This is a genomic window from Amorphus suaedae (assembly GCF_053629675.1).
Window position 1 is genome coordinate 715,617 of record NZ_JBRJIT010000002.1, and the last position, 25,817, is coordinate 741,433.

Annotated in this window: 25 protein-coding genes; 13 read left to right on the plus strand and 12 right to left on the minus strand. The window is 68.3% G+C overall.

The genetic code is table 11. The features are described 5' to 3' along the window. The 3 genes from AB7M35_RS17045 to pheS form a co-directional block, all read right to left on the minus strand. The gene (locus AB7M35_RS17045) at positions 1-465 is read right to left on the minus strand and encodes a 3-hydroxyacyl-ACP dehydratase FabZ family protein (RefSeq protein ID WP_453961558.1); all 465 of its coding nucleotides are present in this window, start codon (positions 463-465) and stop codon (positions 1-3) included. Between the two features lie 9 nt (positions 466-474). Further along, on the minus strand, positions 475-753 hold the full coding sequence (locus AB7M35_RS17050) for an acyl carrier protein (protein ID WP_453961559.1): 279 nt from the start codon (positions 751-753) through the stop codon (positions 475-477). A 296-nt stretch (positions 754-1,049) separates the two neighbouring features. Then, on the minus strand, positions 1,050-2,162 hold the full coding sequence (gene pheS / locus AB7M35_RS17055) for a phenylalanine--tRNA ligase subunit alpha (RefSeq protein WP_453961560.1): 1,113 nt from the start codon (positions 2,160-2,162) through the stop codon (positions 1,050-1,052). Positions 2,163-2,477: 315 nt separating this feature from the next. Here pheS and AB7M35_RS17060 point away from each other — a divergent pair, with 315 nt between their 5' ends. Both AB7M35_RS17060 and AB7M35_RS17065 read left to right on the plus strand, forming a co-directional pair. Beyond that, positions 2,478-3,083, plus strand: a complete 606-nt coding sequence (locus AB7M35_RS17060) for a CPBP family intramembrane glutamic endopeptidase (protein WP_453961561.1) — start codon at positions 2,478-2,480, stop codon at positions 3,081-3,083. A gap of 111 nt (positions 3,084-3,194) precedes the next feature. Further along, positions 3,195-3,611, plus strand: a complete 417-nt coding sequence (locus AB7M35_RS17065) for a VOC family protein (RefSeq protein ID WP_453961562.1) — start codon at positions 3,195-3,197, stop codon at positions 3,609-3,611. A gap of 125 nt (positions 3,612-3,736) precedes the next feature. Here the strand turns inward: AB7M35_RS17065 and rplT are convergent, their stop codons facing one another. Together rplT and rpmI are read right to left on the minus strand one after the other, a co-directional pair. Then, entirely contained in the window at positions 3,737-4,105 is a 369-nt protein-coding gene (rplT, locus tag AB7M35_RS17070; protein ID WP_453961563.1) for a 50S ribosomal protein L20, read from the minus strand. Positions 4,106-4,235: 130 nt separating this feature from the next. After that, entirely contained in the window at positions 4,236-4,433 is a 198-nt protein-coding gene (gene rpmI / locus AB7M35_RS17075) for a 50S ribosomal protein L35 (RefSeq protein WP_453961564.1), read from the minus strand. 594 nt (positions 4,434-5,027) lie between these two features. On the opposite strand from rpmI, the gene AB7M35_RS17080 reads away from it, so the two are divergent. From AB7M35_RS17080 to AB7M35_RS17100, 5 genes are all read left to right on the plus strand, one after another. After that, entirely contained in the window at positions 5,028-5,945 is a 918-nt protein-coding gene (locus AB7M35_RS17080; RefSeq protein WP_453961565.1) for a LysR substrate-binding domain-containing protein, read from the plus strand. 117 nt (positions 5,946-6,062) lie between these two features. After that, positions 6,063-7,052 carry a TAXI family TRAP transporter solute-binding subunit gene (locus AB7M35_RS17085; protein ID WP_453961566.1) on the plus strand — a complete coding sequence of 330 codons (990 nt, stop codon included), beginning with the start codon at positions 6,063-6,065 and terminating at the stop codon, positions 7,050-7,052. A 106-nt stretch (positions 7,053-7,158) separates the two neighbouring features. Next, positions 7,159-9,126, plus strand: a complete 1,968-nt coding sequence (locus tag AB7M35_RS17090; RefSeq protein WP_453961567.1) for a TRAP transporter permease — start codon at positions 7,159-7,161, stop codon at positions 9,124-9,126. Continuing rightward, on the plus strand, positions 9,126-10,793 hold the full coding sequence (locus AB7M35_RS17095) for a sulfatase-like hydrolase/transferase (protein ID WP_453961568.1): 1,668 nt from the start codon (positions 9,126-9,128) through the stop codon (positions 10,791-10,793). The genes AB7M35_RS17090 and AB7M35_RS17095 overlap by 1 nt, the downstream gene beginning before the upstream one ends. A gap of 257 nt (positions 10,794-11,050) precedes the next feature. Continuing rightward, the gene (locus AB7M35_RS17100) at positions 11,051-11,401 is read left to right on the plus strand and encodes a hypothetical protein (RefSeq protein WP_453961569.1); all 351 of its coding nucleotides are present in this window, start codon (positions 11,051-11,053) and stop codon (positions 11,399-11,401) included. A 54-nt stretch (positions 11,402-11,455) separates the two neighbouring features. On the opposite strand, the gene AB7M35_RS17105 is transcribed toward AB7M35_RS17100, so the two are convergent. The 4 genes from AB7M35_RS17105 to AB7M35_RS17120 form a co-directional block, all read right to left on the minus strand. Beyond that, a complete protein-coding gene (locus AB7M35_RS17105; protein ID WP_453961570.1) occupies positions 11,456-13,345 on the minus strand; it encodes a pyrroloquinoline quinone-dependent dehydrogenase in 1,890 nt (629 codons plus the stop codon). Further along, on the minus strand, positions 13,342-13,554 hold the full coding sequence (locus AB7M35_RS17110) for a hypothetical protein (RefSeq protein WP_453961571.1): 213 nt from the start codon (positions 13,552-13,554) through the stop codon (positions 13,342-13,344). Before AB7M35_RS17110 ends, AB7M35_RS17105 begins: the two co-directional genes overlap by 4 nt. A gap of 122 nt (positions 13,555-13,676) precedes the next feature. Further along, entirely contained in the window at positions 13,677-14,186 is a 510-nt protein-coding gene (locus AB7M35_RS17115) for a DUF302 domain-containing protein (protein ID WP_453961572.1), read from the minus strand. Continuing rightward, positions 14,183-15,376, minus strand: a complete 1,194-nt coding sequence (locus tag AB7M35_RS17120) for a YeeE/YedE family protein (protein ID WP_453961573.1) — start codon at positions 15,374-15,376, stop codon at positions 14,183-14,185. The genes AB7M35_RS17115 and AB7M35_RS17120 overlap by 4 nt, the downstream gene beginning before the upstream one ends. 349 nt (positions 15,377-15,725) lie before the next feature. Between AB7M35_RS17120 and AB7M35_RS17125 the strand changes: the two genes are divergently transcribed. From AB7M35_RS17125 to AB7M35_RS17145, 5 genes are all read left to right on the plus strand, one after another. Then, complete coding sequence (locus tag AB7M35_RS17125; protein WP_453961574.1) at positions 15,726-16,667, plus strand: homocysteine S-methyltransferase family protein; 942 nt, start codon at positions 15,726-15,728, stop codon at positions 16,665-16,667. A 290-nt stretch (positions 16,668-16,957) separates the two neighbouring features. Then, positions 16,958-17,962 carry an ABC transporter substrate-binding protein gene (locus AB7M35_RS17130; protein ID WP_453961575.1) on the plus strand — a complete coding sequence of 335 codons (1,005 nt, stop codon included), beginning with the start codon at positions 16,958-16,960 and terminating at the stop codon, positions 17,960-17,962. Further along, the gene (locus AB7M35_RS17135) at positions 17,959-18,753 is read left to right on the plus strand and encodes an ABC transporter ATP-binding protein (protein ID WP_453961576.1); all 795 of its coding nucleotides are present in this window, start codon (positions 17,959-17,961) and stop codon (positions 18,751-18,753) included. Before AB7M35_RS17130 ends, AB7M35_RS17135 begins: the two co-directional genes overlap by 4 nt. Further along, positions 18,753-19,529 carry an ABC transporter permease gene (locus AB7M35_RS17140; RefSeq protein ID WP_453961577.1) on the plus strand — a complete coding sequence of 259 codons (777 nt, stop codon included), beginning with the start codon at positions 18,753-18,755 and terminating at the stop codon, positions 19,527-19,529. Before AB7M35_RS17135 ends, AB7M35_RS17140 begins: the two co-directional genes overlap by 1 nt. Positions 19,530-19,603: 74 nt before the next feature. Next, positions 19,604-19,879 carry a hypothetical protein gene (locus tag AB7M35_RS17145; protein WP_453961578.1) on the plus strand — a complete coding sequence of 92 codons (276 nt, stop codon included), beginning with the start codon at positions 19,604-19,606 and terminating at the stop codon, positions 19,877-19,879. A gap of 104 nt (positions 19,880-19,983) precedes the next feature. Here AB7M35_RS17145 and AB7M35_RS17150 read toward each other — a convergent pair whose 3' ends face one another. Both AB7M35_RS17150 and AB7M35_RS17155 read right to left on the minus strand, forming a co-directional pair. Continuing rightward, complete coding sequence (locus AB7M35_RS17150; RefSeq protein ID WP_453961579.1) at positions 19,984-20,610, minus strand: hypothetical protein; 627 nt, start codon at positions 20,608-20,610, stop codon at positions 19,984-19,986. A 92-nt stretch (positions 20,611-20,702) separates the two neighbouring features. Next, entirely contained in the window at positions 20,703-20,861 is a 159-nt protein-coding gene (locus tag AB7M35_RS17155) for a hypothetical protein (protein WP_453961580.1), read from the minus strand. Between the two features lie 129 nt (positions 20,862-20,990). Here AB7M35_RS17155 and putA point away from each other — a divergent pair, with 129 nt between their 5' ends. Beyond that, positions 20,991-24,146 carry a bifunctional proline dehydrogenase/L-glutamate gamma-semialdehyde dehydrogenase PutA gene (putA, locus tag AB7M35_RS17160; protein WP_453961581.1) on the plus strand — a complete coding sequence of 1,052 codons (3,156 nt, stop codon included), beginning with the start codon at positions 20,991-20,993 and terminating at the stop codon, positions 24,144-24,146. A 50-nt stretch (positions 24,147-24,196) separates the two neighbouring features. Here the strand turns inward: putA and AB7M35_RS17165 are convergent, their stop codons facing one another. Next, on the minus strand, positions 24,197-25,813 hold the full coding sequence (locus AB7M35_RS17165) for a TRAP transporter large permease (RefSeq protein WP_453961582.1): 1,617 nt from the start codon (positions 25,811-25,813) through the stop codon (positions 24,197-24,199). Between the last annotated feature and the right edge of the window lie 4 nt (positions 25,814-25,817).

Here is a 25,817-nt window from a genome sequence, read left to right on the forward strand (position 1 = left end):
TCAGCTCACGCTCCCGGTCAGTCCGATCGCCTCGGCCTGGCTCCGCATCATCGCCTCGAACGCGGGCGTCGGAAACGCCATCGTCTTGAAGGTCAGCGTGGCGTCGCACACCCGCTTGCCGTCGACGGCGATCTGCGCGGTGGTCACCGAAAAGCCCGACCCGTCGTGGGCGAGCGTGGCGGTGATCGTCAGGGCTGTTCCCGGCTCGATGAAGGTCCTGAGCTTGCCCTGCTTCACTCCGGCGAGGAAGGGCATGCGCGTGAACCCGTTGTGAGCCAGGACGAGATAGCCGGACGCTTGGGCCATCGTCTCGATCAGCAGCACGCCGGGCACCAGCGGGTAGCCCGGGAAGTGCCCTTCGAAGACCGTGCTTTCCATCGGCACGGTCGACCGGGCTTCGATCTGATTCGCAGCCCCGTCATAGGCGGTGACCGCGTCGATCATCTGGAAATATTCGAGGCGCATGAACCTGGCTCAGCCCTTGGCTGCGACCAGCTCGTCGATGCGTGCGCAGAGGTTCTTCAGGACGAAGTAGTCCTCGGCGGCGGCGTTGCCGCTGTTGACCTCTTCGGTCCAGGATTCGAGCGGAATCTTGATGCCGAACTGCTTGTCGATCGCGAACACGATGTCGAGAAAATCGAGGCTGTCGATGCCCAGATCGTCGATGGCATGACTTTCCGGCGTGATGGTCTCGCGCGGCAGCTCGCACGTCTCGGAAATGATGTCCGCGACTTTGTCGAAGGTCGAATCCATCGAACGCACAACTCCTTGCTGTGATCAGGCGGGGTAGGCCGCCCGGACGAAACCGATCGACCGGAGGCACCCGCTGCCTCTCGCGGCCACTTCAGCGGGGTCGAGCGGCGGATCGGCGGGAAACGGATCGCAATGGGCAATCACGGCCGAACCGGGACGGGGGACTGGAGGCCCACGTACGGCGCGACCGGGACGCGTCATTATTGGTCGCGTTCCATAGCACAAGTCACGTGCGATGGAACACCATATGCGGCCGGCTGGTGCACCGTCTGCGATGCGCCCGCCGGCAGGTGCTTCTAATGCTGGCTCAGGCCGGCGAACAGCGTCGGCATGTCGAGCGGCCTGAAGCCGTAGTGGGAAAGCCAGCGCACGTCCGCCTCGAAGAAGGCGCGCAGGTCCGGCATTCCGTATTTCAGCATCGCGAGACGGTCGATTCCCATGCCCCAGGCGAAACCCTGGTAGCGGTCGGGATCGAGCCCGCAGTTCCTCAGGACGTTCGGGTGGACCATGCCGCAGCCCAGGATCTCCAGCCAGTCGTCGCCCTCGCCGAAGCGGATCTCGCTGCCGGTGCGGCGGCAGCGGATGTCCACCTCCATCGACGGCTCGGTGAACGGGAAGAACGACGGGCGGAAGCGCATCTGGGCGTTGTCGACCTCGAAGAACGCCTTGCAGAATTCTTCCAGGATCCACTTCAGCTGGCCGATGTTGGCATTCTCGTCGATCACCAGCCCCTCGACCTGATGGAACATCGGGGTGTGGGTCTGGTCCGAATCGCAGCGATAGGTCCGCCCCGGTACGATGATGCGGATCGGCGGCTCCACCGATTCCATCGTGCGGATCTGCACCGGCGAGGTGTGGGTGCGCAGCACCAGCCGGGAGCCGTCCTGCTTCTCGTTGAAGAAGAAGGTGTCGTGCATGTCCCGGGCGGGGTGGCCCTCGGGGAAGTTGAGGGCGGTGAAGTTGTAATAGTCGGTCTCGATGTCCGGACCTTCGGCGACCGCGAAGCCGAGGTCCGCGAAGATCGCGGTCAGCTCGTCCATCACCTGGGTCACTGGATGGATCCGGCCGGTCTCGATCGGCGCCGGGCGCACCGGCAGCGTCACATCGACGGTCTCGGCGGCGAGGCGCGCGGTGAGGGCGGCGTCCTGCAGGTGGGCGCGTCGCAGGCCGACCGCCTCGGCGATGCGGGTCTTGAGCCCGTTGACCGCCGGGCCGACCACGCGGCGGGTGTCGGGATCGAGCTTGCCGAGCTCCTTCAGCCGTTCGGAGACCACCCCCTTCTTGCCGAGGGCATGGATCCGGACCTCCTCTAGGTCCGCGTCGGTCTCGCTCGCCGCGATGCGGGCCGTGAGATCGGCTTCGAGCGCGACCAGGTCCTCGGGCATTGTCTCGGGTGCGGTATCGGTCATCGTCAGTCCTTGTCGGCGCCGAATCGGGCAGGCGTGCGGCACGGTCGCAGGTGGGTGCGCGGGCATGCGGAAACCAGGCTTCCGACCTCGCTCATCCCGACCATGGGCCCGAGCTATAGAAATCGCGGACGCATTCTGCAATGCGAACGCGCGCGAAACCGTCGGCGGCCCTATCGTGTCGGCAGTCTGGACCCGCCGGATCCAAGCCTCTTCGCCCCTGGAGTGACCATGCCGTCATCGACGCCATCCGACCCTCCGGCAGCCGTGGGCTCGCCCATCGCGCGGGGACGCCGGCTCAGGCTCTGGGTGGAACTCGTGCTTCTTTTCGTCGTCGCGCCGCCGCTGGTCTTCCTCGTCGCCCGCGCGCTGGAGGTCCGCGTCTTCGTGGTCATGGCCGCGGTGCTGCCGATTTTCGTCGTGCTGCTGATCGGAGACCGCACATTCTCCTGGCGGGCGACGTTCGCCGGCCGGCTGCGGGCGCGCGACTTCGCCGAGGTGGTGGTGCTGTTCGTGCCGGTGGCGGCGCTGACCGCCTTGTTCGTGCACTGGTTTCTGCCGGGGCGCTTCCTGGCGTTGCCGCGCTACCGGCCGGACCTGTGGCTCACCATCATGATCTTCTATCCGCTGGCGTCCGCCGCCAGCCAGGAGCTGATCTACCGGGTGCTCTTCTTTCACCGCTACGGCGTGCTCTTCGCCGGCCACGGCGGTGCGATGATCGCCACCAACGCGGTGCTGTTCGGCGCGGCGCACATCCTGTTCGGCAACTGGATCGCCATCGTGCTGACCAGCATCGGCGGCGTCCTGTTCGCCTGGCGGTACGCGCGGACGCGGTCCTTCTGGCCGGTCTGGCTGGAGCACAGCCTCTACGGGAATCTCATCTTCACGGTCGGCCTTGGCCGCTATCTCTATTCCGGTGCGTGAGGGGAGGGCCGGCGAGGAACTTTCCCGATGCTTGTGCGTCCTTCACCCAGCAACAACCTCTGCAACCGGTCCCCGACCTCAAGGGGATGGGTCGGCGACACGGGAAGGGTCATGCGGCCGGAAATCCAGGGAATCGTCGAAACCGTCCTCTACACCGATGACATCGAGACCACGGCCCAGTTCTACGCCGACGTACTGGGGCTGGAACTGGTGGCCGAGCATGAGGGAATGCGGGTCTTCAAGGCCGGCACGGCCCAGAACCTCCTGCTGTTCGACCGTCGTGGCGCGGAGACGGACAAGGACATGCCCGGAGGGCTCGTTCCGGGCCACCGGTGCGACGGACCGGGCCACATCGCCTTTCACATCACCATCGCCGACTACGACGGCTGGGTGGAGGCGCTCACCGCGAACGGGGTGCTCATCGCCAGCGAGGTCAAATGGCCGGGCGGCGGGCGCAGCCTCTATCTCGATGATCCCGCCGACAACGTCGTGGAACTCGCCACCCCGGGCCTCTGGCCGAATTTCTAGATCGCGCCGGCCCTTAGCTGAAGGGACGCGGCGCAGCCGCGCAGAACGCGAAAAGCCCGGCCGCGGTGGCGGCCAGGCTCGGGAGAGATCGCGTCGTCTGATGGAGAGCGAGAAGGGCCGGAGCCCTACTGCACCTCGGCCGGGAGCGCGGCGCGGGCCTTGTCCAGGATGGCCTTGAAGGCCTCCGGCTCGCTGTAGGCGAGGTGGGCGAGCACCTTGCGGTCGATCTCGATACCGGCCTTGTTCAGCCCGTCGATCAGCCGGCCGTAGGTCAGGCCATGCTCGCGGGACGCAGCGTTGATGCGCTGGATCCAGAGCGAGCGGAACTCCCGCTTGCGGACCTTGCGGTCGCGGTAGGCGTACTGGGCGGCCTTCTCGACCGCGGCGCGCGCCGTGCGGATCGTGTTCTTGCGCCGGCCGTAATAGCCTTTGGCGGCCTTCAGAACCTTTTTGTGCCGGGCGTGGGCAACCACGCCACGCTTAACGCGTGCCATCGTTCGATCTCCAAATGTCGTCGGACCGGAGCCGGGGCGTCTATGCGCCCGCGGACGAGGGGCCGATCCGTGTCGTCTAGCGTCTTAACCGTCCGTCGCCCCGTAAGGCGCCGGTGAATCCCGTCGAGGGTCAGCCGTAGGGCATGAACTTCTTGACGACCTTCGCATCCTGATCGCAGAGCACCGTGGTGCCACGCGCATTGCGGATGAACTTCTTCGTCCGCTTGATCATGCCGTGGCGCTTGCCGGCCTGCGCAACCTTCACCCGACCGGTGGCGGTGAGCTTGAAGCGCTTCTTGGCGCCCGACTTGGTCTTCAGCTTGGGCATCTTCGGTGACCCTTGAGTTCAGCGGTTCAAAACAGGTCTGGGAGCGTCCCAGGAAACTTGTGACTGCATGCGGCGGCCGGATCGATCGGCGATCCCCCGTCTCATGCGCTTGGCCCGGACCGACGGTTGGCCATCCCCCTGCCGATTGCCCCGGCAGCGGATGGACGGCACCGAAATCCAGGCCGATGTATCCTCCGAACGCGGGCAGTGCGACGGCCGGTTCGTCCAGGACCTGCAGGCAGAGCCTGCGTCGAGCACACCCATGTGTCGGGCACGCTGATACCGAGCGCTGACGTGCCCTCCATTCCGCGGAAAATCAAGGTCCCATGGAAGGCGGGCAATCTGCCGTCGCGCTCAGGCGAGGATCCCGGGACGGGCCGGTCCGCCCGTTCGGAAGCCGCACGATATAGCCGCGCCTGCGATGGATTGCAAGGAAGGCCGATGCAGGAATTCGGCGGCCTTTCCGGAATTCTCCGCGCGCGATCGCGCGCCGGGGCCCGATGTGCGCCTGCACTTCTTATAAGGGCGGCGTTGAGCGAAGGCACGCGGAGATTTAGGCTGATAGCGCAATCGTTATGAAGGTCATCAGGTTCCGTGCTTCCGAACGCCATCAAGCTCCGTCATCTCCAGTGCTTCATCGAGGTGGCGCGCGAACGCAGCGTCACGCGGGCGGCGGAGAACCTGGCCACGGTCCAGCCGGCCCTGTCGCGCACCCTGCGCGAGCTGGAGGACGAACTCGGCAAGAAGCTCTTCGAGCGCACGCGCGACGGGCTGATTCTCACCGAAGCCGGCGAGACGCTCTATCGCTATGCCTTCGGCGGCATGCAGCAGGTGTCCGAGGGGCTGGCCCGTGCGGCGGGCGCCGGGCCGGGCGAGGTCATCACCATCGGCGTGCTGCCGAACGTGAGCAGGCGCGTGCTGCCGGAAAGCGTGGCGCGCTTCAAGGATCAGCACCCCGATACGGTGGTTCGCGTGGTGACCGGCACCAACATCGACCTTCTGACCAAGCTGCAGGCCGGACGGCTCGATTTCGTGCTCGGGCGCATGTCGGATCCGGACACCATGAAGGGGCTCACGTTCGAGCACCTGTTCTACGAATCGATCGTCTTCAGTGCCCGCGCCGGCCACCCGCTCGCGGGCGCAAAGGTCGTCTCCCTGGCCGAGGTCGACGCCTTCCCCGTCATCATCCCGATTCCGGAAACGATCATCCGCTCCGAGCTCGACCGGTTCATGGTGTCGAACGGCTTTCCGGAGTTCTCCAACGTCATCGAGACGGTCTCGTTCGAGTTCGCGCGGCCCTATCTGCTGGCCAACGAGGCGGTGGCGGCGCTGCCGCGCGGGGCCGTGCGCCCCGAGCTCGAAAGCGGGCAGCTGGTCGAACTCGCGGTGCCCTGCGACGATCTGAAGGGGCCGGTCGGGATGACCTTCCTGCCGGGACATCCGCTCGGATCGCGCACCGAGCGGTTGCTGGGCATCATCCGGGACGGCGCACTGCGCCGCGGGGCCATATAGCGAAATTGGTATAGTGCCAGCAGCTTCGTCATTTTACTGGCCGGCGGACCGCTCCTACTCTTCCCCAAACACCAACTCAAAAAAGTGAGGGAGAGAGACATGCACGGATTGGTTCGAATGGCCCTGGCCGCGGCCTGCGTCGCGGCGGTTTCGGGACCGGCGCTGGCGGAGACCTACAGCATCGAAGGCGCGGGGGCCTCGTCCCTCACCGGCATCGTGCCGCAGACGCTTGCCCAGTACACCGCCAAGGAAGGCATCGACCTCCAGGTCGTGCTCGGCCAGACGCTGACCAAGTCGGCCCTCAAGACGGCCGCCAAGCAACTGGATCTTGCCGTCGTTCCTCCGCCGGCCTTCGCCGCCATGAAGAAAGGCGTCGGCCCGTATGCCGGCCAGGCCGACCAGGCCAAGAAGCTATCGGAGAACGTCCGCGTCCTGTTCGGCTTTCCCGGCGGCACCTTCCACACCATCGTGTGGGCCGACAGCGGCATCGAGGGCTGGGACGGCATCAAGGGCAAGCGCGTCTACATCGGCCCGCCGGCCGGCGCCGCCGGTCCGCAGATCGTCAACATGGTCAAGGTCGCTTCGGGCCTTGAAGAGGGCAAGGACTACGAGGGCATCAAGGCGCCTTGGGGCGCGGCCCAGCAGTCCTTCCAGGACGGCCAGTTCGACGTCTACATCGCCGCCGCCGCCGTCGGCCAGCAGTCCCTCAACGAGCTGAGCCTGCAGCGCGAGATCCGGATCCTCGGCATCCCCAAGGATATCGTCGCCTCCGACGCCTGGACGACCTACCTGGAGAATTACGCGGTGGATACCGCGGACATTCCGGCCGGCACCTATTCCGGCCAGGCGAACGGCACCCAAGATCTGCAGACCGCCGTCACGACCATGATGGTTGCCACCAACACCGACCTCCCCGACGAGGCCGCCTACAAGATCACCAAGGCCTACTGGGACAATCTGGCGGAGATGAAGGCCGGCAACGCGCTGCTGCGGTCCATCGATGCGTCGCGTCCGTTCGCCGGGGTGAATGCGCCACTGCATCCGGGCGCGCTTCGCTACTACCGCGAAGCCGGCGTCGAGGTTCCCGACCGGCTGATCGCGAAATAGGCGGATCCCGTCGATCGGGCCGCCTCGCGCCTGATCGCGATCCTACAGCGCCACAGGGCCGCGCCGCGCGCGCGGCCCCTTTCCCGACATCGGACCGGAGATACGGATGACCGGATCGCGTGTTTCGGCGACGAGCCGGACCCTCGACGCGGCGCTCGTGGCGGGCGGGCTGTTCATCGCCCTCATCGGCATGGCCAACGTGCTGCCCAGCTACGGCATGCTGCCGCGCATCGGACCGTTCCCCGTCGAATGGTTCCGCCCGCTGTTCTTCTTCGCCTGCATCGCGGGCGTGGTCATCGCGCATCTGGCCGGCCGGACCCGGGACGGACGGGCGCGCGTCCCGGAGCTCCTTTTCTATGCGGCGTTCCTCGCCGCGACCGCCTGGGTTTCCTACGAGTATTTCGTGCTCGGCCAGATCATGGCCGACTCGGTCGTCTTCTTCACCACCCGCGAGGCGGTGATCGCCACAGTTGCCGCCGCACTGGCGCTGTGGGCCTGCCTCATCGTCTGGGGCGGGCCGATCGCCGCGCTCGGCCTGGTGGCCTTCGCCTATCTCGCCACCGGCCAGTACTGGCCGGGCTTCCTGCAGACGGTCCCCGCCAACATCGCCGAGCTGATCGCTCAGAACATCTGGTTCGATTCCGATCAGGGCATCCTCGGCTCGATCATGGGCATCGTGCTGTCCACGGTGCTGCCCTTCATCATCCTCGGTGCCATTCTCGAGGGCTGCGGTGCTGGCCAGTCGATGATCCGCATCTCGTTCTCGCTGATGCGCAAGTTCCGCGGCGGCCCGGCCTACGCGGCGATCGCCGCCTCGGCACTGTTCGGAACGGTGTCCGGCAGCGCCGTCGCCAACGTGGTTGGCACCGGGGTCGTCACCATCCCGATGATCCGCAAACGCGGCTTCAACCCCAACTTCGCCGGTGCGGTCGAGGCGGCGGCGTCCACCGGCGGGCAGATCCTGCCGCCGATCATGGGAGCCGCAGCGCTGGTCATGGCCGACTATGTCGGCGTCAGCTACCTGACCGTCGTCATCGCCGTGCTGGTGCCGGCGATCGCCTACTACGCCAGCCTCTGCCTCTCGGTCTATTTCGAGGCGAACCGGGCAGGCGTGGAAGCCGGCGAGGAAGAGGAGATCCCGGTCGCCGGCCAGGACTGGCTCAACCTGATCCTGGTGTTCGCGCCGATCGGAATGATCGTCTGGCTGCTGGTCGGCGCTCTGTCGCCCGCCGGCGCGTCGATCGCGGCCATCTTCCTGCTGATCCCGCTCAGCTTCATCAACCCGGATATCCGGCGCAGGCCCTGGCGGCTGCTCGGCGCGCTGAGCCGGGGCGGCATCACCGTCGCCCAGCTGGTGACCGCCATCGCGGTGGTCGGCATCGTCGTCTCGACGCTGTCCGCGACGGGCATTCCGACGAAGTTCGCGGTGCTGCTGGCCGGGGCGAGTGAAACCTCGCTCCTCGCCGCGCTGCTGATCGCGGCGTCGGGCTGCATCGTGCTCGGCATGGGCATGCCGACCCTGCCGGCCTACATCGCCATCGTCGCCATCATGGGTCCGACGCTGCAGCGGTTCGGGCTGGAGCCGCTGACGGTCCACATGTTCGTCTTCTTCTTCGGGGTAGCCTCGGTGATCACCCCGCCGGTGGCGATCGCGGCCTACGCGGCGGCGGCCATATCCGGCGGCAAGCCCATCGCGACGGCCATCGAAAGCTCCCGCATCGGGGCGATGATCTTCATCATCCCGTTCGCCTTCGCCTTCAATCCGATCCTCCTGGTGGTCGATCCGGCGGGGGCCAACTTCGCGGTTGTGCCGTTCCTGCTCGCCATCGGCCGGCTGGCGATTGCGCTCTATCTCTGTTCCAGCGGCTTCGGCGGCTTCGACCGGGCGCGGCTTGGCGTTCTCGACCGTGCGGCCCGCCTCGCCGCGGCCTTCCTGCTGCTCGCGCCGGATCCCTACTGGAACCTCGTCGGCCTCGTCGTCGGGTGCGCCGCGGTCGCCCGGCATTTCTGGCTCGCCCGAGCCCACCCCCGAAAGGACATGTCAAAACCCATGAAGCAGGCCGAGGTCTCCTGATGCCCCAGATCAAGAACATCCTCTTCATCATGTTCGATCAGCTGCGGTTCGACTATCTCGGCTGCGCGGGCCACCCGCATCTGAAGACGCCCCACATCGACCGCTTCGCCGAGAAGGCGGTCCGCTTCGACCGCGCCTACGTGCAGTCGCCGATCTGCGGCTCGTCGCGGATGAGCTTCTACACCGGCCGCTACGTCCACAGTCACGGCGCCCAGCGGAACAACTTTCCCCTCAAGGTCGGCGAGCACACGCTCGGCGATCACCTGCGGTCCAACGGCATGGACGCCTGGCTCGTCGGCAAGACCCACATGCAGGCCGATGCGAAGGGGCTGGAGCGGCTGGGGATCGCGCCCGATTCGGTGATCGGCGCGCGGCTGTCGGAATGCGGGTTCGACGTGGTGGTGCGCGACGACGGCCTGTGGGGGGAGGGGCCGGACGGCTTCTACGATTCCCGCCGCTCGCCCTACAACGAGTACCTGAAGCAGAAGGGGTATCCGGCCGAGAACCCGTGGAACGTCTTCGCCAACGCCGGCATCGACGCGGAGGGCGACATCGCGTCCGGCTGGCTGATGCAGAATGCCGACATGCCGGCCAACGTGCGCGAGGAGGATTCCGAGACGCCGTGGCTCACCTCCGAGTGCATCCGCTTCCTGGAGGAGCGCAAGGACGACGAGCGGCCGTGGCTCTGCCACCTTTCCTACATCAAGCCGCACTGGCCCTACATCGTGCCGGCGCCCTACCACGACATGTACGGGCCGGAGCACGTGCCGGGCGTGGTCAAGGATGCCCGGGAGAAGGCCGATCCGCACCCCGTCTACGGCGCCTACATGGACACGCTGATCGCGAAGAGCTTCTCGCGCGACGAGGTCCGCGAAAAGGTGATTCCCGCCTACATGGGCCTGATCGCCCAGTGCGACGACCAGATGGGACGGCTGTTCGCCTACCTGGAGGAGAGCGGGCGGATGGAGGACACGATGATCGTGCTCACCTCTGACCACGGCGACTATCTCGGCGACCACTGGCTGGGCGAAAAGAACTTCTTCCACGAGTGCGCGGTGAAGATCCCGATGATCGTCTACGATCCCTCGGCCGCCGCTGATGCCACCCGCGGCACCACCTCCGATGCGCTCGTCGAGGCGATCGACCTCGCCGCCACGTTCGTCGAGGCGACCGGCGCGGAGGTGCCGAACCACATCATTGAGGGGCGGTCGCTCCTGCCGATCCTGCACGGCGAGACGCCGGACGACTGGCGCGAGGCGGTGATCTGCGAGTTCGACTATTCGACGACGCCGATGGCCGCGAAGCTCGGCGTCGCCCACGAGGACGCACGGCTCTTCATGGTCTTCGACGGGCACTACAAGCTCGTGCATGCCGAGGGCGGCTTCCGGCCGATGCTGTTCGATCTGAAGACCGATCCGAACGAGTTCACCGACCTCGGCACGAGCGCGGAGCATCGGCCCATCATCGACGGTCTCTACGTGCGGCTCGGCGCCTGGGCCCGGCGGCTCTCCCAGCGCACGGCGCTGTCGGACTGCGAGGTCGCGGCGATGTCCGGCAAGACCGCGCGCCTCGGCGTGCTGCTCGGCGTCTACGACGGATCCGAGGTCCCCGACGAGTTGCTGGCGCCACTGCGCGGTCAGGCCCCGGCAAGCTACGTCGGCGACTGATGGGACGGCCACAGTCACTTGGATACGCAAAGTGAAGGGTGTGCATCGAAGACGAATTGACGTGCCCGTGGCAGTGGCAGAAACGTAGGGGTGCTGGCTCGCTCCGTCGGCACGCACGTGCCCCGGAGCCTACTCCGGGCAGGTGGAAACACCCGGCCCACGGAAGTCGGCACCGGATTCGAACTGGTCGAGCTCATCCTTGTCGTTCAGGTCGATGCGATCTGACGGGGAACGCTCTTGGAGCTTGAGGTCAAATCATGTCGCGTATCGCAGCCGTCTCCGCCGTTTTCCTGAGCTTCGCCCTTCTGAGCACCAGCGCCCTGGCCCTCGATCCCGGCCCGGGCGTGGGTCGTCCGGGACCGGGCGTGCGCCCCGGCGTGGGTGCCCCGGGCGCCGGTGCGCCGGGCGTTGGCGTCCGTCCTGGCGTGGGCGTTGGTGCGCCCGGTGTGGGCGTTGCCCCCGGCACGCCGGTGACCCGCTCGATCGCTCGCCTTCCCGGCGGGTGTGCCAGCGTCCGCTACCGCGGCTACAACGCCTATCATTGCGGCGGCGTCTATTACCGTCCGGTGGTCCAGAACAACACCACCGTCTACGTCGTCATCGACTGATCCGCCTGAGCGCACCCCGTCCGGATCGGTCCGGTCCGGACGGGAGATGCGCGCTCACTCCTTCGGCAGGCGAAAGGCGACCAGCGCGTCGCCGAGCCGCTTGCGCAGCAGCGAACTGCCGCCCGCCGCGATCACCAGATACTGCCGGCCGTCGCGCTCGGAGACGAAGGTCATCGGCGTGGCGGCGCCGTCGAACGGGATCTCGTGCTCCCAGACGAGCTCTCCCGTCCAGGCGTTGAACGCGCGGATCTTTGAATCCATCGTCGCGGCGATGAAGACGAGCCCGGTCGCCGTGGCGATGGGCCCGCCGATGTTCGGGCTGCCCCATTTCGCCGGTCCCGTCAGGCCGAACGCCAGCGGCACCTCGCCGAGCGGCACCTGCCAGCGCGTCGCGCCGGTGTCGATGTCGACGGCGGTAAGCTGGCCCCACGGCGGCGCGTTGCAGGGGATGCCGAGCGGCGACAGCAGCACGCCCCGGCGCATCATGTAGGGCGCCCCCTTCTGGCGGCCGAGCTCGCCGGTCCCCGCCGGATCGCCGTCCGCCGGAATCAGCCGCACCCACTGGACGAGATTCATCACGTTGCCGATCACCAGCCGCCGGACCGGGTCGAATGCGACGCCGCCCCAGTTCGAGCCGCCGCCGTAGAACGGCATCTGGATCGAGCCGCGCACGCTCGGCGGGGTGAACAGGCCGTCGGCGCGGTAACGCTCGGCCTCCCGCCGGCACCATTCCCGGTCGATGGGGGTGATGCCCCAGGCATCGCGCGGGGCGAAGCCCTGCGTGGCGATCGGCTTCGGCAGCACCGGCACCGGCTGGGTCGGCGAAGTGTGTTCGCCGGGAACGTCGGTCTGCGGCACCGCCTGCTCGCGGGTCTCGAACCGGAAGGCGCCGCTGTCGCGGTCGAGCATGAACAGCTGGCCGGTCTTGGTCGCCTGCACGATGGTCGGATAGCGCGTGCCGTCCTCGATCTGGTCGGCGACGACCGGCTGCGCGGGAAGGTCCGTGTCGAACAGGTCGTGGTGGGTGAGCTGGCGCACCCACAGCTCGGAGCCGGAGCGGGCGTCCAGCGCCACCACCGCGTTGGTGCCGGCGAGGTTCGGCGACCGGTCGCCGCCCCAGTAGTCCGGGCTCGGCGATGTGGTCGGCACGAACAGCGTCGCCAATTCCGGATCGAGCGACAGCGGCGCCCAGGCGTTCGCGGCTCCCGATTTCGCGCGGTAGAGGTCCGGGATCGGATTCCACGCCCACTTCTGTTCGCCGGTCCGCACGTCGAAGGCGCGCACCACGCCATCCGGCATGTCGACGGCCTGGTTGTCGCCGATGGCGGTGCCGACGATCGCCAGATCCTGGAAGATCGCCGGCGGGGAGGTGACGTTGACCACGCCGGTCCCCAGCCGCGGATAGTCCTCGTTCAGGTTGATGACGCCGCCGGTGCCGAAATCCGGGCAGAGCGTGCCGGTGGCCGCGTCGAGCGCCAGCAGGCGGCCGTCGAGCACCGGGGCGATGATACGCCGCTCGCAGGGGCCGTCGGCGCCGCTCGCCCAGTAGCTGACTCCGCGGCAGATCAGCGAGTGCTGCTGATCGTAGTCGCGCGGCAGCGGCGGATCCGGCTCGAACGACCAGAGCGCGCGCCCGGTCTCCGCCTCCACCGCGATGACGCGGTTGTAGGGCGTGCAGACGTAGAGCCGGCCATCCGCATATATCGGGTTGGCCTCGAAGGTGGTGGCGCGGGTGCCGTCGCCGCCCTGGGAGAAGTCGCCGGTGCGGAAGGTCCAGGCGACCTCGAGACGCCCCACGTTGTCGGGGGTGATCTGGGTCGCCGCGGAATACTGCCCGCCGCCGGGGGCGCCGCCATAGGTCGACCAGTCCTGGGCCGGCGCCTGCGGTGCTGCAATCAGCCCGCCTGCCAGCGACACCGCGAAGAGGTGGCGGACCGGGCTCACCGGAACCGGTCCCGTCGCGCGCGCCGCGCGGCGGCGGCAGCGGCCAGCGCCGTCACGAAGCCGATGAAGGCCGTGCCGGTGGCCAGCACCGCCGCCATCACGGCCGGTCCCATCGCCACGTTGTCGAACACGCCGTAGACCATCATCGACGTCATCGCGACGCCAAACACGAACCAGAGAAGGAAGCCGATCGCGCAGACGACGAGCATCATCGCCCCCGCGCGCCGGTCGCTTGTGATCCGCCCATCGTTTCCCCCACGTGGTCATGTCCGGTCGGCCCGGACCCATAGTGACAGGTCCGGCGGTGGAGGTGTCAACGCCGGCCATCTCGCTATCGGGGGAGGTCCGCGCCCGTCGCGGCCTCGGCGATGCCCGCGAACACAGCGTCCAGTTCCGCGGCGAGTGCCGCAAGGTCCGCTCCGCCTTCGTCGGCATAGGGGGCGAACACGAAGCTCGGCGTCTTGTAGGAGAGGGTCGCCGTGCCGTCGGCGTTCTCGGTCAGGTAGAAGCGGATCGGCGCCTCGATGCCGGCGGCGACGTTCGCCGCCAGCATGCGCCGGGCGTAGTCGTTGCGGTAGACGCCGATCACTCGATTGCCGGGAATGGTGATGCCCTGGCCCTTCGCGCCGTCCGACGCGCTGGCCTGCGTGACCAGCCCCATCTTGGCATCGGTCACGGCGGTTCGGGTGCGCTCCACAAGGTCGTCGAAGCGCCTGTCGGTGTCGATCACCACCCAGCCCTGGCGCGGGGCGATGCCGGGGTCGGCGGCGTTGGCGGCAAGCGCCGTGGCGATCATCGCGGCAACGGCGAGGCCGCAGGCGGCAGCGAAGGGTCGGGTCATGGTGCTCTTCTTGTCGGTCGGGCCGGCACCGGCGGGTCGATGCCGAGGCCGGCGCGCGCGTAGGTTCCGGCGGTGGAGCCGAGGAAGCCGAAGACCAGCCATCCCCAGCCGTGCAGGCTGCCCGAGACGATGCCGCCGACGAGGCCGCCGATGTTGCAGCCGAAGGCGAGGCGGGCGCCGTAGCCCATCATCAGGCCGCCGGCGAGCGCGGTGGCGATGTCGCGCGGCGCGATCCTGAGCGTCGGCGCGAACCGTCCGGCAAGGCCCGCCGCCAGCATCGCGCCGGCGATGACCGCGAAATCCATCACCGAGGTCGCGTCGGCGAACACCGAACGCTCCACCGCGTCCATCTGGCCCGACCAGTAGGGCCACGTCTCGATGGGCACGCCGAGTGCGTGGGCGATCTTGCCGCCCCACAGGGTGAAGCCCGAGGTGATGCCCCACGGCCGGCCCAGAACGAGGAAGGTCGAGATGCCGACGCCGGCGAGCGCCAGCGCTCCGACGGTCGTGGACCACGGCCCGGACAGCACGAACCCCATGGGGCGCGACGGGTGCTTGGGGCCGGGCCGTTCCCGCAGCAGGGTCGCGCCGGAGATCGCCGCGAGCGCCGCCGCGGTCGCAAGGAAGGCCGGAAGCGGCCCCCACAGGGTCACCAGGCTGATGGCGGGAAACGCCGGCAGCGCGTGCCAGGCGGACAGGTGGGCGGTCGCCAGAAACGAGCCGGCGACGAAGGCCGCCAGCGTGATCAGCATCCGCGTGGAGCCGCCGCCGACGGCAAACAGCGTGCCGGACCCGCAGCCCGCGCCGAACTGCATGCCGAGGCCGAACAGGAAGGCGCCGATGGCGGTCGCCACGCCGAACGGGAACACGTAGCCCGACGCCGGCAGGCCGACGGCGGTGCCGTAAGCGAGCAGCGGAAACGACACCGCGGCGGTGGCGACGATCATGAGCGCCTGGGCGCGAACGCCCTCGCCGCGCCGGTCGCGGACGACGAAGCGCCATGAGGACGCGAACCCGAAGGCTGCGTGATAGAGCGCAACGCCGGCTGCGCCTCCAATGGCGGCCGCGGCGGCAAGCCGCCATCCGCCCGCGAGCGCGCCGGCCACTGCGATGAGACACAGGGCCGCCAAGGCCGCGAGCACCGCGGGGCCGCGGCCGGCATCCCGGGTGAGCGTGGTGCTGGGTGTCACGGCGATGTCCCCCGCACGCAGGCGCGAAGAGATGCCTGCGGTTGCGTCGCCCACGGTGATACCAGCCCGACCGCGTTCGCGGTGCTCAACAGCGCGTGACGGCCACGCGAGGGGAGGAGGCGCTGCGGCGCGCCTGGGTGCTCGCCCGGCGCGCGCTCCCACGGCTGAAAATGTTGCCGATGACAACGATCTTGCTTGCCGCGAAAGAGGTCGTTCGGTAAACTTCTGATTGCGCCGACCCGCCGTTGACGGGTGCGATGCCCGCCGGGTCACCGAAGACCGCGGCGCGCGTTCGGGCAGCTTCAGTTCACAACCACATTGACGCCGGCCAACCGGGGAGGGGGCTTCCATGGCAAAATATCGCGATCGCCTGCCGCAGCTGGAGGGCGGGCTGTTTCTGACCGACGGCGGGATCGAGACGACGCTTATCTTTCACGATGGCTTCGATCTGCCCTTTTTCGCAGTGTTTCCGCTGCTGACGGAGGAGGCCGGCAGGGCGGCCGTCGCCGACTATTTCCGCAGGCATGCGTCCATCGCGAAGCAGTCGGGAACGGGTTTCATCCTCGAAAGCGCGACCTGGCGTGCCAGCCCCGACTGGGCGGCGAAGCTTGGCTGGACCATCGGCGATCTGGAGGCTGCCAACCGTGCGGCGATCGGGATGCTGCAGGATCTGCGCGCGGAGTTCGAGGCCGAGGACACCCCCGTCGTGGTCAGCGGCTGCATCGGTCCCCGCGGCGACGGCTACGATCCGGGACGGATCATGCAGCCGGCGGACGCCGAGGCCTATCACGCCCCGCAGATCATGACCTATGCCGAGGCGGGGGCCGACATGGTGACGGCCATCACCATGACGAACGTCAACGAGGCGATCGGTGTGGCCAATGCCGCGCGGTCGGCCGGGATGCCGGTGGCGATTTCCTTCACGGTGGAGACCGACGGTACGCTTCCTTCCGGCGAGCCGCTGGGAGACGCGATCGCGGCCGTCGACGCGGCGACCGGCAATGCGCCCGCCTACTACATGATCAACTGCGCCCATCCCGATCATTTCGCCGACGTGCTCGATGGCGCATGGGTGGAGCGCATCAGGGGCATCCGCGCCAATGCCTCCCGCATGAGCCACGCCGAACTCGACGAGGCGGAGGCGCTCGACGCGGGCGACCCGGCCGAACTCGGCGCCCTCTACCGGCAGCTGCGCGAGCGGTTTCCCCAGATCAACGTCCTCGGAGGCTGCTGCGGAACCGACCATCGCCACATCCGGGCGATCTCCGACGCCTGCCATCGCGCGGCCTGATCGGAGCGTCCGGCGCGCGGTCTCCTGAAGGGCTCGCCGTATTCGCAGCCTGCGCCGCCCGCCGCGCAGGCTGCAGCCGTGCGCGCCGGGCCGCGCCTGGCGGGCCATCACCGATCTTCAGTTGAGCGTCTGGCCATCTGCGCGCAAAGCGGAGTGGACAGGGGACGCTCATCTCGGCGCTTGTTGTGAGGCGGCGCGATTACGGTCCTGCCGCCCGGATTGCAGCGATGCGGCGCCAATGCTAGCATTTCTGCGAACATAAAGTTCAAATTCGAACAGGAGGCGGGTTGATGGATTTCACCAGGCGCAGTTTCATGCAGTCGGCCGTTGGCGGGGCCGTGCTTCTGTCGTTCCCGCTCGGCGCGCGGGCGGCGACGACGTTCAACTTCATCACCCCGTTCTCGTTCTCGCTGGCCTTCGCGCCGGTGCTCTATGCCGCCGCTGCCGGCTACTACAAGGCGGAAGGGCTGGAGATGAACATCCAGTCCGGCAAGGGCGCCGCGCTCGCCGCCCAGATGACCATCGCCAAGCAGATGGATTCCGGCCGCACCGGCGGCACCAACTACATCGTCTCCCGGGTCAACAACGACGCCCCGCTGACGGCGATCGCCACCATCGCCCAGCTGTCGCCCTTCTTCCTCATCTCGTCGAGCGCCGATCCTGTGAAGGCGGTCGCCGACGTCGAGGGCCGCACCGTCGGCATGGCGAGCCTCGGCGGATCGATGGAAGCCACCCTCGACCTGATGCTGACCGGCGCCGACGTCTCGCCCGACACCGTGAACAAGGTGAAGGTCGCGGATTCGGCCGCCTCCTACGCCCTGATCGAGGCGGGCCGCGCGGGTGCCTTCATCGGCAACACCTCCTCGATGGTCACCGCCAGCTCGAGCCGCGACGACGTCGTGGCGATCCCGATGGACGACGGGATGCCCGGTCAGGTCTACGTGGCGCGCCCCGACGAGGTCGAGGCCCATCCCGACAAGTTCGTCGCCTTCCTCAAGGCGACCCACAAGTCGGCGCTGGAGATCGTCGAGGCCGACGACTTGACGCCGATCCTCAAGACCATCGGCGACGCATTTGACGTCAACGGCCTGTCGAACATCGAAACGGCCCAGAAGGACCTGCGCGCCAATTCCGAGAACTGGGCCTCCAAGGGCAACGACAACATCCTGCGCAACGTGCCTTCGGTCTGGGAGCACGCCGCCGCGACGCTGTTCAAGACCGGGCTGATCGACAAGGAGGTCGCGGCCACGGACCTCTACACCAACGACCTGCTCGATCAGGCCCTGAAGGGATGATCCAGGAGGACGTTGCCGACATTCGCCTGCTGGGTGTCGGCAAGACGTTCGGCGAAGGCGAGGGGGCGGTCCAGGCGATCGGACACGCCACCCTCGACATGCCGCGCGGCGACTTCGTATCGCTGCTCGGGCCCTCGGGCTGCGGCAAGACCACGCTGCTGCGCATCATCGCCGGGCTGGAAAGCCCGTCCGAGGGCGAGGTCATCGTGCGCGGCCGCCCGGTCTGGACCGACGGCCGGCGCTCCGCCGAGGCGACCCGGCCGGTGGCGATGATGTTCCAGGAAGCGCGCCTGTTTCCCTGGTTCACCGTCGCCGAGAACGTCGCCCTGCCGTTGCGTCTGCAGGGCGTCGGCAAGGCCGAGCGCCTGGAGCGAGCCCACGTCCTCTGCGAAACCGTCGGCCTCAAGGGCTTCGAGGGCGTGCGGCCGTCGTCGCTGTCGGGCGGCATGCGCCAGCGCGCCTCGCTGGCCCGTGCGCTGGTCACCCAGCCGCAGGTGCTGCTCCTCGACGAGCCGTTCGGCGCGCTCGACGCCATGACCCGCGACACCCTCAACCTCGAGCTGATGTCGGTCTGCGCGAAGGCGCAGGTGACGACCATCCTCGTCACCCATTCCATCAACGAGGCGGCGTTCCTGTCCGACCGCGTCGTGGTGCTGGCCGCCCGCCCGGCGCGCATCACCGAGGTTGTCGAAATCCCCTTCGCGCGGCCGCGCACGCTCGACCTGCAGCAGACGCCGGAGTTCCAGGACATGCTGACCCATCTCAGGTCCGGCCTGACGGGGGCGCACTGATGCGCAACGAACGCTTTCTGAAGATCGCGCTGCCGACCGCCACCGTCGTCGGGTTCCTGGTCCTCTGGACGCTCTACGTGCGGATGGCGGACGTGTCGGCGTTCATCCTCCCCACCCCGCTCGAGATCGTCACGGCGTTCGTCGCGCTGGTCGGCGAGGCGAAGGTCTGGCACCACGCCTGGGTCACCGTCATCGAGGCCGTGTCCGGGTTCGTCATCGCGGTGACGCTGGGGATCGTCCTCGGCCTGGCGCTGGCGCGCCTGCGCATGCTGGAGTGGGCGGTGAAGCCGTTCATCGTCTGCTTCCAACTTATCCCGAAGATCGCGCTCGCGCCGCTGTTCATCCTATGGTTCGGCTTCGGCCTGGAATCCAAGATCGTGATCGCGGCGGCGCTGTCCTTCTTTCCGGTGTTCTCCAATGCGCTGATCGCGTTCCGCTCGATCGAGCCGGGCGACCTCGACGTCTTCACCATGCTGCAGGCGCGGCCGGCGCAACGGTTCCTGTTCCTGGACCTGCCAACGGCCCTGCCGGTCATTCTCGCGGGCTGCGAGGTCGCGGTGGTGATGTCGATGATCGGGGCGATCGTCGGCGAGTTCATCGGCGGCAACGAGGGCCTCGGCTACCTGGCGGTCGCCATGCTGCAGGAGCTCCGGGTGCCCGATCTCTTCGCGGTGATCGTGCTGCTCACGCTGATCGGACTGTCGCTCTACACGGTCATCTCCAGCCTGCGCGGTTGGCTGACGCCGTGGCACGCCTCGGTCGCCAAGCCGGGCTGAACCGGCCCCGGCCGCGCGTCTTTTGCCCGCCGGGCGGCGGTGGTAGATTCCGCCGTCGGCACAAGGGGGCAGGCATGCGCGCGACCGGTTTCGTGTCCCGGGTTCTCGCGGGGATCATCGTGGCTTCTGGTCCGGCCGCGGCGGCGGCCGACGGCTGTGACGTCGCTGCCCTGTCGCGCGCGATGGAGGCGACGACCGCGGCGTCGTTCGGGATGAGCCACCAGACCGCGAGCAAGGAAGAGATCCTCGCGGGCATCGAGAAATTCGAGAACAGCCAGGAGCAGCCGGCGACGTTCGTCCGGAATTTCCAGACGAAGTTTCCCCAGTGCTCGGACGCCGAGTCCCTCTAGGTGATGGACGCCGCCTTCGACGGGATCCGGCGCGAACTCCAGTAGATTGCGCAGGTCCGGAAAGACCGGCAGAGGCGGACCGGCAAGGGCCGCGACCGATCGCATTACAGGTGCTGACCCAGAATGTCGCGCAGGCGTCGGCGCTCCCACGGCGAGGAAATCTGGCGTGTCTCGACGGTGGCGGGGTAGATGCGGTCGCCCTCGGGGGACGCATCGAAGTGAAAGACGCGCTTCGCGCCGATCACCAGCGAGTCCGAGCTGTGCGCCGCCACGACGATCAGCTCGAACGACGTGAAGACCTCGGCGGGATGATCGTCCCGGTTTGGCAGGTCGGTCGTCTCGCGCGTGCGGCGGACGAGGTCGCCAAGGGTGCCGATATCCTTGTAGTCGCCCTGACAGAGCGGCCCCTGGTTCGTTGCGCCGGCCCCGCTGGGCTGGTCGGCGTCCTCGTCGAGGTCTTCCACGTCGGTGACGGCCATCATCCAGCTTCGGTCCCGGGTCTTCAGCACCGCGAGAATGCTCTGCAGGTAGATCGGCTCCTTGCTCATGTTGCTGATAAGGCAGTGAGCCTTCATGCCGACGCCGGCCGCGCGGTTGATCAGGATGCGCGGCTTTCGCTGACGCAGATAGGCCATCAGGATCAGGTGCAGGTAGACGAACCACACCAGCAGCATCGTCAGGTTGGTGATGACGTTCAGGGCCGTGCTGTGTGCTGCGATCCACTCGAGCATGAAGGTCTCGTCGCTCCTTGGGCGGTGTTCCGAGGCCGACGTAACGCGCGTTCCGCGCAATGGTTCGCCGGCTGATCTGCGCGGACCCCGCCCTATTCCGGCCGGATCAGCGCCGTGACCAGCACCAGCGCGATACCGACGAGGACGAGCTTCCAGGCGTCGGCGCGTTTGCGGAAGCCGGGGAGACCGAACGGACGGATCGCCTGGGCGATCATCGCCAGCACGATCAGGACGGTGACGATCTTCGTCATGAGGACGGTCGTCCCGGCGCGTCGAAGCGCCCCGAGGGGCGGGCGCAACTGCGGATTGCGTCGGCGGGTTCAACCGGACACCATGGGCCGGCGACCCCCGATCTCCGTTCCGTCTTCCCGGGAGCTTCCATGCTGTTCGACACCTCGCTTGCTGAGACAGATCCGTTGCGCCAGCGCCTGCGCGCGGACATTCGCGCGGACGAGACGAAGATCGCCCGCCGTCTGATCGATGCCGCGACCCTCCCGGCGGATCAGGTCGACCGCATCTCCGAGCAGGCGCGCGCGCTGGTGCGCGGCGTGCGGTCCGGCCGGGTGGGACGCGGCGGCATCGATGCCTTCATGCACGAATACGAGCTGTCCTCAAAGGAGGGCGTCGTTCTGATGTGCCTCGCCGAGGCGATGCTGCGGGTGCCGGACTCCCACACGCTGGACCGGCTGATCGAGGACAAGATCGGCACGGCGGAGTGGGAGAACCACCTCGGCAAGTCGGATTCCTTCTTCGTCAACGCCTCCACCTGGGGGCTGATGCTGACGGGCCGGGTCGCCCGGCTCGACGACAACGAGGGCCGCGACGCGCGCGCCGTCCTCGGCCGGCTGATCCACCGCGCCGGCGAGCCCGTCATCCGCCGCGCGGTGCGCGAGGCGATGCGCATTCTCGGCCGGCAGTTCGTCATGGGCCGCACCATCAAGGAGGCGCTGTCCAACGCCCGCGAGGCGGAGGAGGACGGCTACCGCCACTCCTACGACATGCTCGGCGAGGCGGCGCGCACCATGGCCGACGCCGACCGCTACTGCGAGGCCTACGCCAACGCCATCCGCGCCATCGGCAAGGCGAGCAAGGGCCGCTCCGGGACCGAGGCGCCGGGGATCTCGGTCAAGCTGTCGGCGCTGCACCCGCGCTACGAGTTCGCCAAGCGCGACCGGGTGATGGCCGAGCTGGTGCCGCGGCTGGCCGACCTCGCCGTGATGGCGAAGGAGGCCGACATCGGCTTCACCGTGGATGCCGAGGAGGCCGACCGGCTCGACCTCTCCCTCGACGTCGTCGAGGCGGTGGCCATGGACGCCCGGCTGAAGGGCTGGGACGGCTACGGGCTCGCCATCCAGGCCTACCAGAAGCGCTGCCTGGCGCTCATCGACTGGCTGGAGGGCCTCGCCAAACGCGCCGACCGCCGGCTCTGCGTGCGCCTGGTCAAGGGCGCCTACTGGGACAGCGAGATCAAGTGGGCCCAGGAGCGCGGGCTCGACGGCTACCCGGTGTTCACCCGCAAGGTGCTGACCGACGTCTCCTACATCGCCTGCGCCCGCAAGCTGCTGGCGGCGGGGAGCGCCTTCTACCCGCAGTTCGCCACCCACAACGCCCACACCGTGGCGACCATCCTGGAGCTTGCCGGCAACCGCACCGACTTCGAGTTCCAGCGGCTGCACGGCATGGGCGGCGCGCTCTACGAGCAGATCGTCGGCAAGGACGCGATGGACCGGCCGTGCCGTATCTACGCGCCCGTCGGCACCCACGAGGACCTGCTCGCCTACCTCGTCCGCCGGCTCCTGGAAAACGGCGCCAACTCCTCGTTCGTCAACCGCATCCAGGACGAGAAGCTGCCGATCGACGCCATCGTCGCCGATCCCGTCGCCCAGGCCCGCGGGCTGGTTTCCTACCCGAACCCCAACATTCCGCTGCCGGCGAACCTCTACGGCGAGACCCGGCGCAACTCGCGGGGCCTCGACCTGACCGATCCCGCCACGCTGGCGCCGGTGGCCGAGGCGATGGAGGCGCACGCCGCCACGCCGTGGCACGGCCGGCCGTGCATCGGCGGCGTGCTGGAAGAGGGCGAGGCGCGCGACGTGGTCGACCCCGCCGACCACAGCCGGGTGATCGGAACCGTGGTGGACGCCACGCCGGAGCTCGCCGAGAACGCGCTGGAGCGGGCGCACCGCGCCTTCCCGGCGTGGAACGCGACACCGGCCGGGCGCCGCGCCGAGGTGCTCGAGAAGGCGGCCGACCTCTACGAGGCCAACCTTGCCGACCTGTGCGCGCTCTGCGTGCGCGAGGCCGGCAAGACGATGGCCGACGCGCTGGCGGAAGTGCGCGAGGCGGTGGATTTCCTGCGCTACTACGCGCACCGCGCGCGCCTCGACTTTGCCGAGGCCGAGGCGCTGCCCGGACCGACCGGCGAACGCGACGAATACTGGCTCGCCGGCCGCGGGGTCTTCCTGTGCATCTCGCCGTGGAATTTCCCCTTGGCGATTTTCACCGGCCAGGTGTCGGCGGCGCTCGCCGCCGGCAACGCCGTGCTCGCCAAGCCGGCCGAACAGACGCCGCTGGTCGCCGCCCGCGCGGTGGAACTGCTCCACCTGGCCGGCATCCCGGTGGAGGCGCTGCACCTGCTGCCGGGCGACGGGGCTGCGATCGGCGGCGCGCTGCTGCCCGACACCCGCGTCTCCGGCGTGGCCTTCACCGGCTCGGTCGACACCGCCCACATCATCAATCGGGCGTTGGCGGCCCGCGACGGGGCGATCGTGCCGCTGATCGCCGAGACCGGCGGCCAGAACGCCATGATCGTCGATTCCACCGCGCTGCCCGAGCAGGTGGTGGTCGACCTCTGCGCTTCCGCCTTCCAGTCGGCCGGACAGCGCTGCTCGGCCGCCCGCGTGCTGTTCGTGCAGGAGGACGTGGCCGAGCGCACCATCCGCATGCTGAAGGGCGCCATGGCGGAGCTCTCCGTCGGCGATCCGTCGGAGCTCGCCACCGACATCGGCCCGGTGATCGACCGTGAGGCCAAGGACGCCCTCGACGCCCACATCGCCCGCATGGAGGCCGAGGCGAAGCTGATCGCCCGCGCCCCCGCCACGCCGGCCATGGAGCGCGGCACCTTCGTCGCCCCCGTCGCCTTCGAGATCGCCTCGCTGGACATGCTGAAGAAGGAGGTGTTCGGGCCGGTGCTGCACGTGATCCGCTACAAGGCCGAGCGGCTCGACCAGGTGATGGACGCCATCAACGCCACCGGCTTCGGCCTCACCATGGGCCTGCACACCCGCATCGACACCACGGTGGAATGGCTGCGCCGGCGCAGCCACGCCGGCAATCTCTACGTCAACCGCAACATGATCGGCGCGGTGGTCGGCGTGCAGCCGTTCGGCGGCGAGGGGCTGTCGGGCACCGGGCCGAAGGCCGGCGGGCCGCGCTACCTCCCCCGCTTCGCTGCGGAACGGGTGATCTCCATCAACACCACGGCCGCCGGCGGCAACGCCTCGCTGATGAGCGTCGGCGACGACCTGCCGGGGTAGATCGTCCCGCCCTCACGCGGGTCGGTGCGCGTACCGCTTCGCGGGCCGCCTCAGCGCGCCACGATTTCCGGCCCCATCAGGGCGTTCGGGATCGCCGTGGACAGGAACGGCGCGTAGGTGACGATGATCAGGAACACGAAGAGCACGGCGACGAACGGGGCCGCGGCCCTGACCACCTGGACCAGGCTCATCCCCGTGATGCCGGAGGTCACGAACAGGTTCAGCCCGATCGGCGGGGTGATCATGCCGATCTCCATGTTCACCACCATGATGATGCCGAGATGGATCGGGTCGATGCCCAGCTCCATGGCGATCGGGAACACCACCGGTGCGACGATCAGGAGCAGGCCCGACGGCTCCATGAACTGGCCGCCGATCAGAAGCAGGATGTTGATGGCGATCAGGAAGGTAAACCAGTTGAAGCCGTAGCTCAGCAGAAGCTCGGTGATCGCATCGGGAATGCGCTCCGACGTCAGGGTATGGGCGAACAGGAGCGCGTTGACGATGATGAACATCAGCATCACCGTTGTCTTCGAAGCATCGACCATCACCTTGCGCGTGTCCTGATGGACCAGCGCCGGGAAGAAGCCGAGGCCGATGGCCTTCAGGTTGCGCCCCCAGATCGAAAGCCCCCGGACGAGTGAGCCCGGCACGGCCGCGATCCCGCCTTCGCCGCGCCAGAGCGGGTAGGCGATCAGGATCAGGACGACGCCCGCGAGGCCCACCACGGCGCGAAGGCCGATCGTCGTCTCTCCAGCCTCGCCCATGGCGAAGAAGGAGAGAATGAGCCACACGAACAGGAAGCCCACCGCGTAGACCATGGCCTTGAATCCGATGCGCTCGCGTCGGTCGCGGTGCGGCAGGATCCACGGGACGCCCTTGAGCGGGCCCATGTCGCGGTAGACGAAGAGGGCAATGAAGGCGGAGTAGACGGCGGCGACTGCGGCGGCCTCGGTGGGAGTGAACACGCCTCCATAGATGCCGCCGAGGATGATGACGATGAGGAAGACGCCCCATCCGGCCTCCTTGCCGCCCTCGATGATCTCGCGAAAGCCCTTCCACTCCTCCGCCGGCAGGTTGCGCCAGCGCGCAACGATGTAGATGGCGATCATCAGCATCAGTCCCGCGACGAGGCCGGGCAGAATCCCCGCCAGGAACATGCGCCCGACGGAGACGTTCACGGCGGCGGCGTAGACCACCATCACGATCGACGGCGGGATCAGGATGCCGAGCGTGCCGGCGTTTGCGATCACGCCGGCGGCGAACTCCTTCGAGTAGCCGACCTGGCGCATCCCGGCGATGGCGATCGTGCCGATCGCAACGACCGTGGCCGGCGACGAGCCGGACAGGGCGGCAAACAGCATGCAGGCCAGCACCGAAGCCATCGCCAGGCCGCCCCGCAAATGGCCGATGGTGGCGATCGCCAGGCGTATGATGCGGCGCGCGACCCCGCCGGTCGACATGAAGGCCGACGCCAGGATGAAGAAGGGGATGGCGAGCAGCGTGTAGTTCTGGCTGGCGGTGAAGAGCTGCAGCGCCACCGAACTCATCGAATCGTTGGAGTGGAGCGCGATGGTCAGAACCGACGCCAGCCCGAGCGAGATCGCCACAGGCACGCCCAGGAACAGGAGCGCGAAGAGAACGATGAAGAGAAAGAGCGTTTCCATGGCC

Coding starts and splice junctions, on each gene's coding strand:
- AB7M35_RS17165 (WP_453961582.1), bottom strand. CDS start 25,813: ATGGAAACGCTCTTTCTCTTCATCGTTCTCTTCGCGCTCCTGTTCCTG.
- pheS (WP_453961560.1), bottom strand. CDS start 2,162: ATGACCGATACCGCACCCGAGACAATGCCCGAGGACCTGGTCGCGCTC.
- rpmI (WP_453961564.1), bottom strand. CDS start 4,433: ATGCCCAAGCTGAAGACCAAGTCGGGCGCCAAGAAGCGCTTCAAGCTC.
- putA (WP_453961581.1), top strand. CDS start 20,991: ATGCTGTTCGACACCTCGCTTGCTGAGACAGATCCGTTGCGCCAGCGC.
- AB7M35_RS17145 (WP_453961578.1), top strand. CDS start 19,604: ATGCGCGCGACCGGTTTCGTGTCCCGGGTTCTCGCGGGGATCATCGTG.
- AB7M35_RS17110 (WP_453961571.1), bottom strand. CDS start 13,554: ATGCTCGTCGTCTGCGCGATCGGCTTCCTTCTCTGGTTCGTGTTTGGC.
- AB7M35_RS17095 (WP_453961568.1), top strand. CDS start 9,126: ATGCCCCAGATCAAGAACATCCTCTTCATCATGTTCGATCAGCTGCGG.
- AB7M35_RS17135 (WP_453961576.1), top strand. CDS start 17,959: ATGATCCAGGAGGACGTTGCCGACATTCGCCTGCTGGGTGTCGGCAAG.
- AB7M35_RS17090 (WP_453961567.1), top strand. CDS start 7,159: ATGACCGGATCGCGTGTTTCGGCGACGAGCCGGACCCTCGACGCGGCG.
- AB7M35_RS17130 (WP_453961575.1), top strand. CDS start 16,958: ATGGATTTCACCAGGCGCAGTTTCATGCAGTCGGCCGTTGGCGGGGCC.
- AB7M35_RS17125 (WP_453961574.1), top strand. CDS start 15,726: ATGGCAAAATATCGCGATCGCCTGCCGCAGCTGGAGGGCGGGCTGTTT.
- AB7M35_RS17085 (WP_453961566.1), top strand. CDS start 6,063: ATGGCCCTGGCCGCGGCCTGCGTCGCGGCGGTTTCGGGACCGGCGCTG.
- AB7M35_RS17050 (WP_453961559.1), bottom strand. CDS start 753: ATGGATTCGACCTTCGACAAAGTCGCGGACATCATTTCCGAGACGTGC.
- AB7M35_RS17150 (WP_453961579.1), bottom strand. CDS start 20,610: ATGCTCGAGTGGATCGCAGCACACAGCACGGCCCTGAACGTCATCACC.
- AB7M35_RS17155 (WP_453961580.1), bottom strand. CDS start 20,861: ATGACGAAGATCGTCACCGTCCTGATCGTGCTGGCGATGATCGCCCAG.
- AB7M35_RS17065 (WP_453961562.1), top strand. CDS start 3,195: ATGCGGCCGGAAATCCAGGGAATCGTCGAAACCGTCCTCTACACCGAT.
- AB7M35_RS17115 (WP_453961572.1), bottom strand. CDS start 14,186: ATGACCCGACCCTTCGCTGCCGCCTGCGGCCTCGCCGTTGCCGCGATG.
- AB7M35_RS17045 (WP_453961558.1), bottom strand. CDS start 465: ATGCGCCTCGAATATTTCCAGATGATCGACGCGGTCACCGCCTATGAC.
- AB7M35_RS17140 (WP_453961577.1), top strand. CDS start 18,753: ATGCGCAACGAACGCTTTCTGAAGATCGCGCTGCCGACCGCCACCGTC.
- rplT (WP_453961563.1), bottom strand. CDS start 4,105: ATGGCACGCGTTAAGCGTGGCGTGGTTGCCCACGCCCGGCACAAAAAG.
- AB7M35_RS17100 (WP_453961569.1), top strand. CDS start 11,051: ATGTCGCGTATCGCAGCCGTCTCCGCCGTTTTCCTGAGCTTCGCCCTT.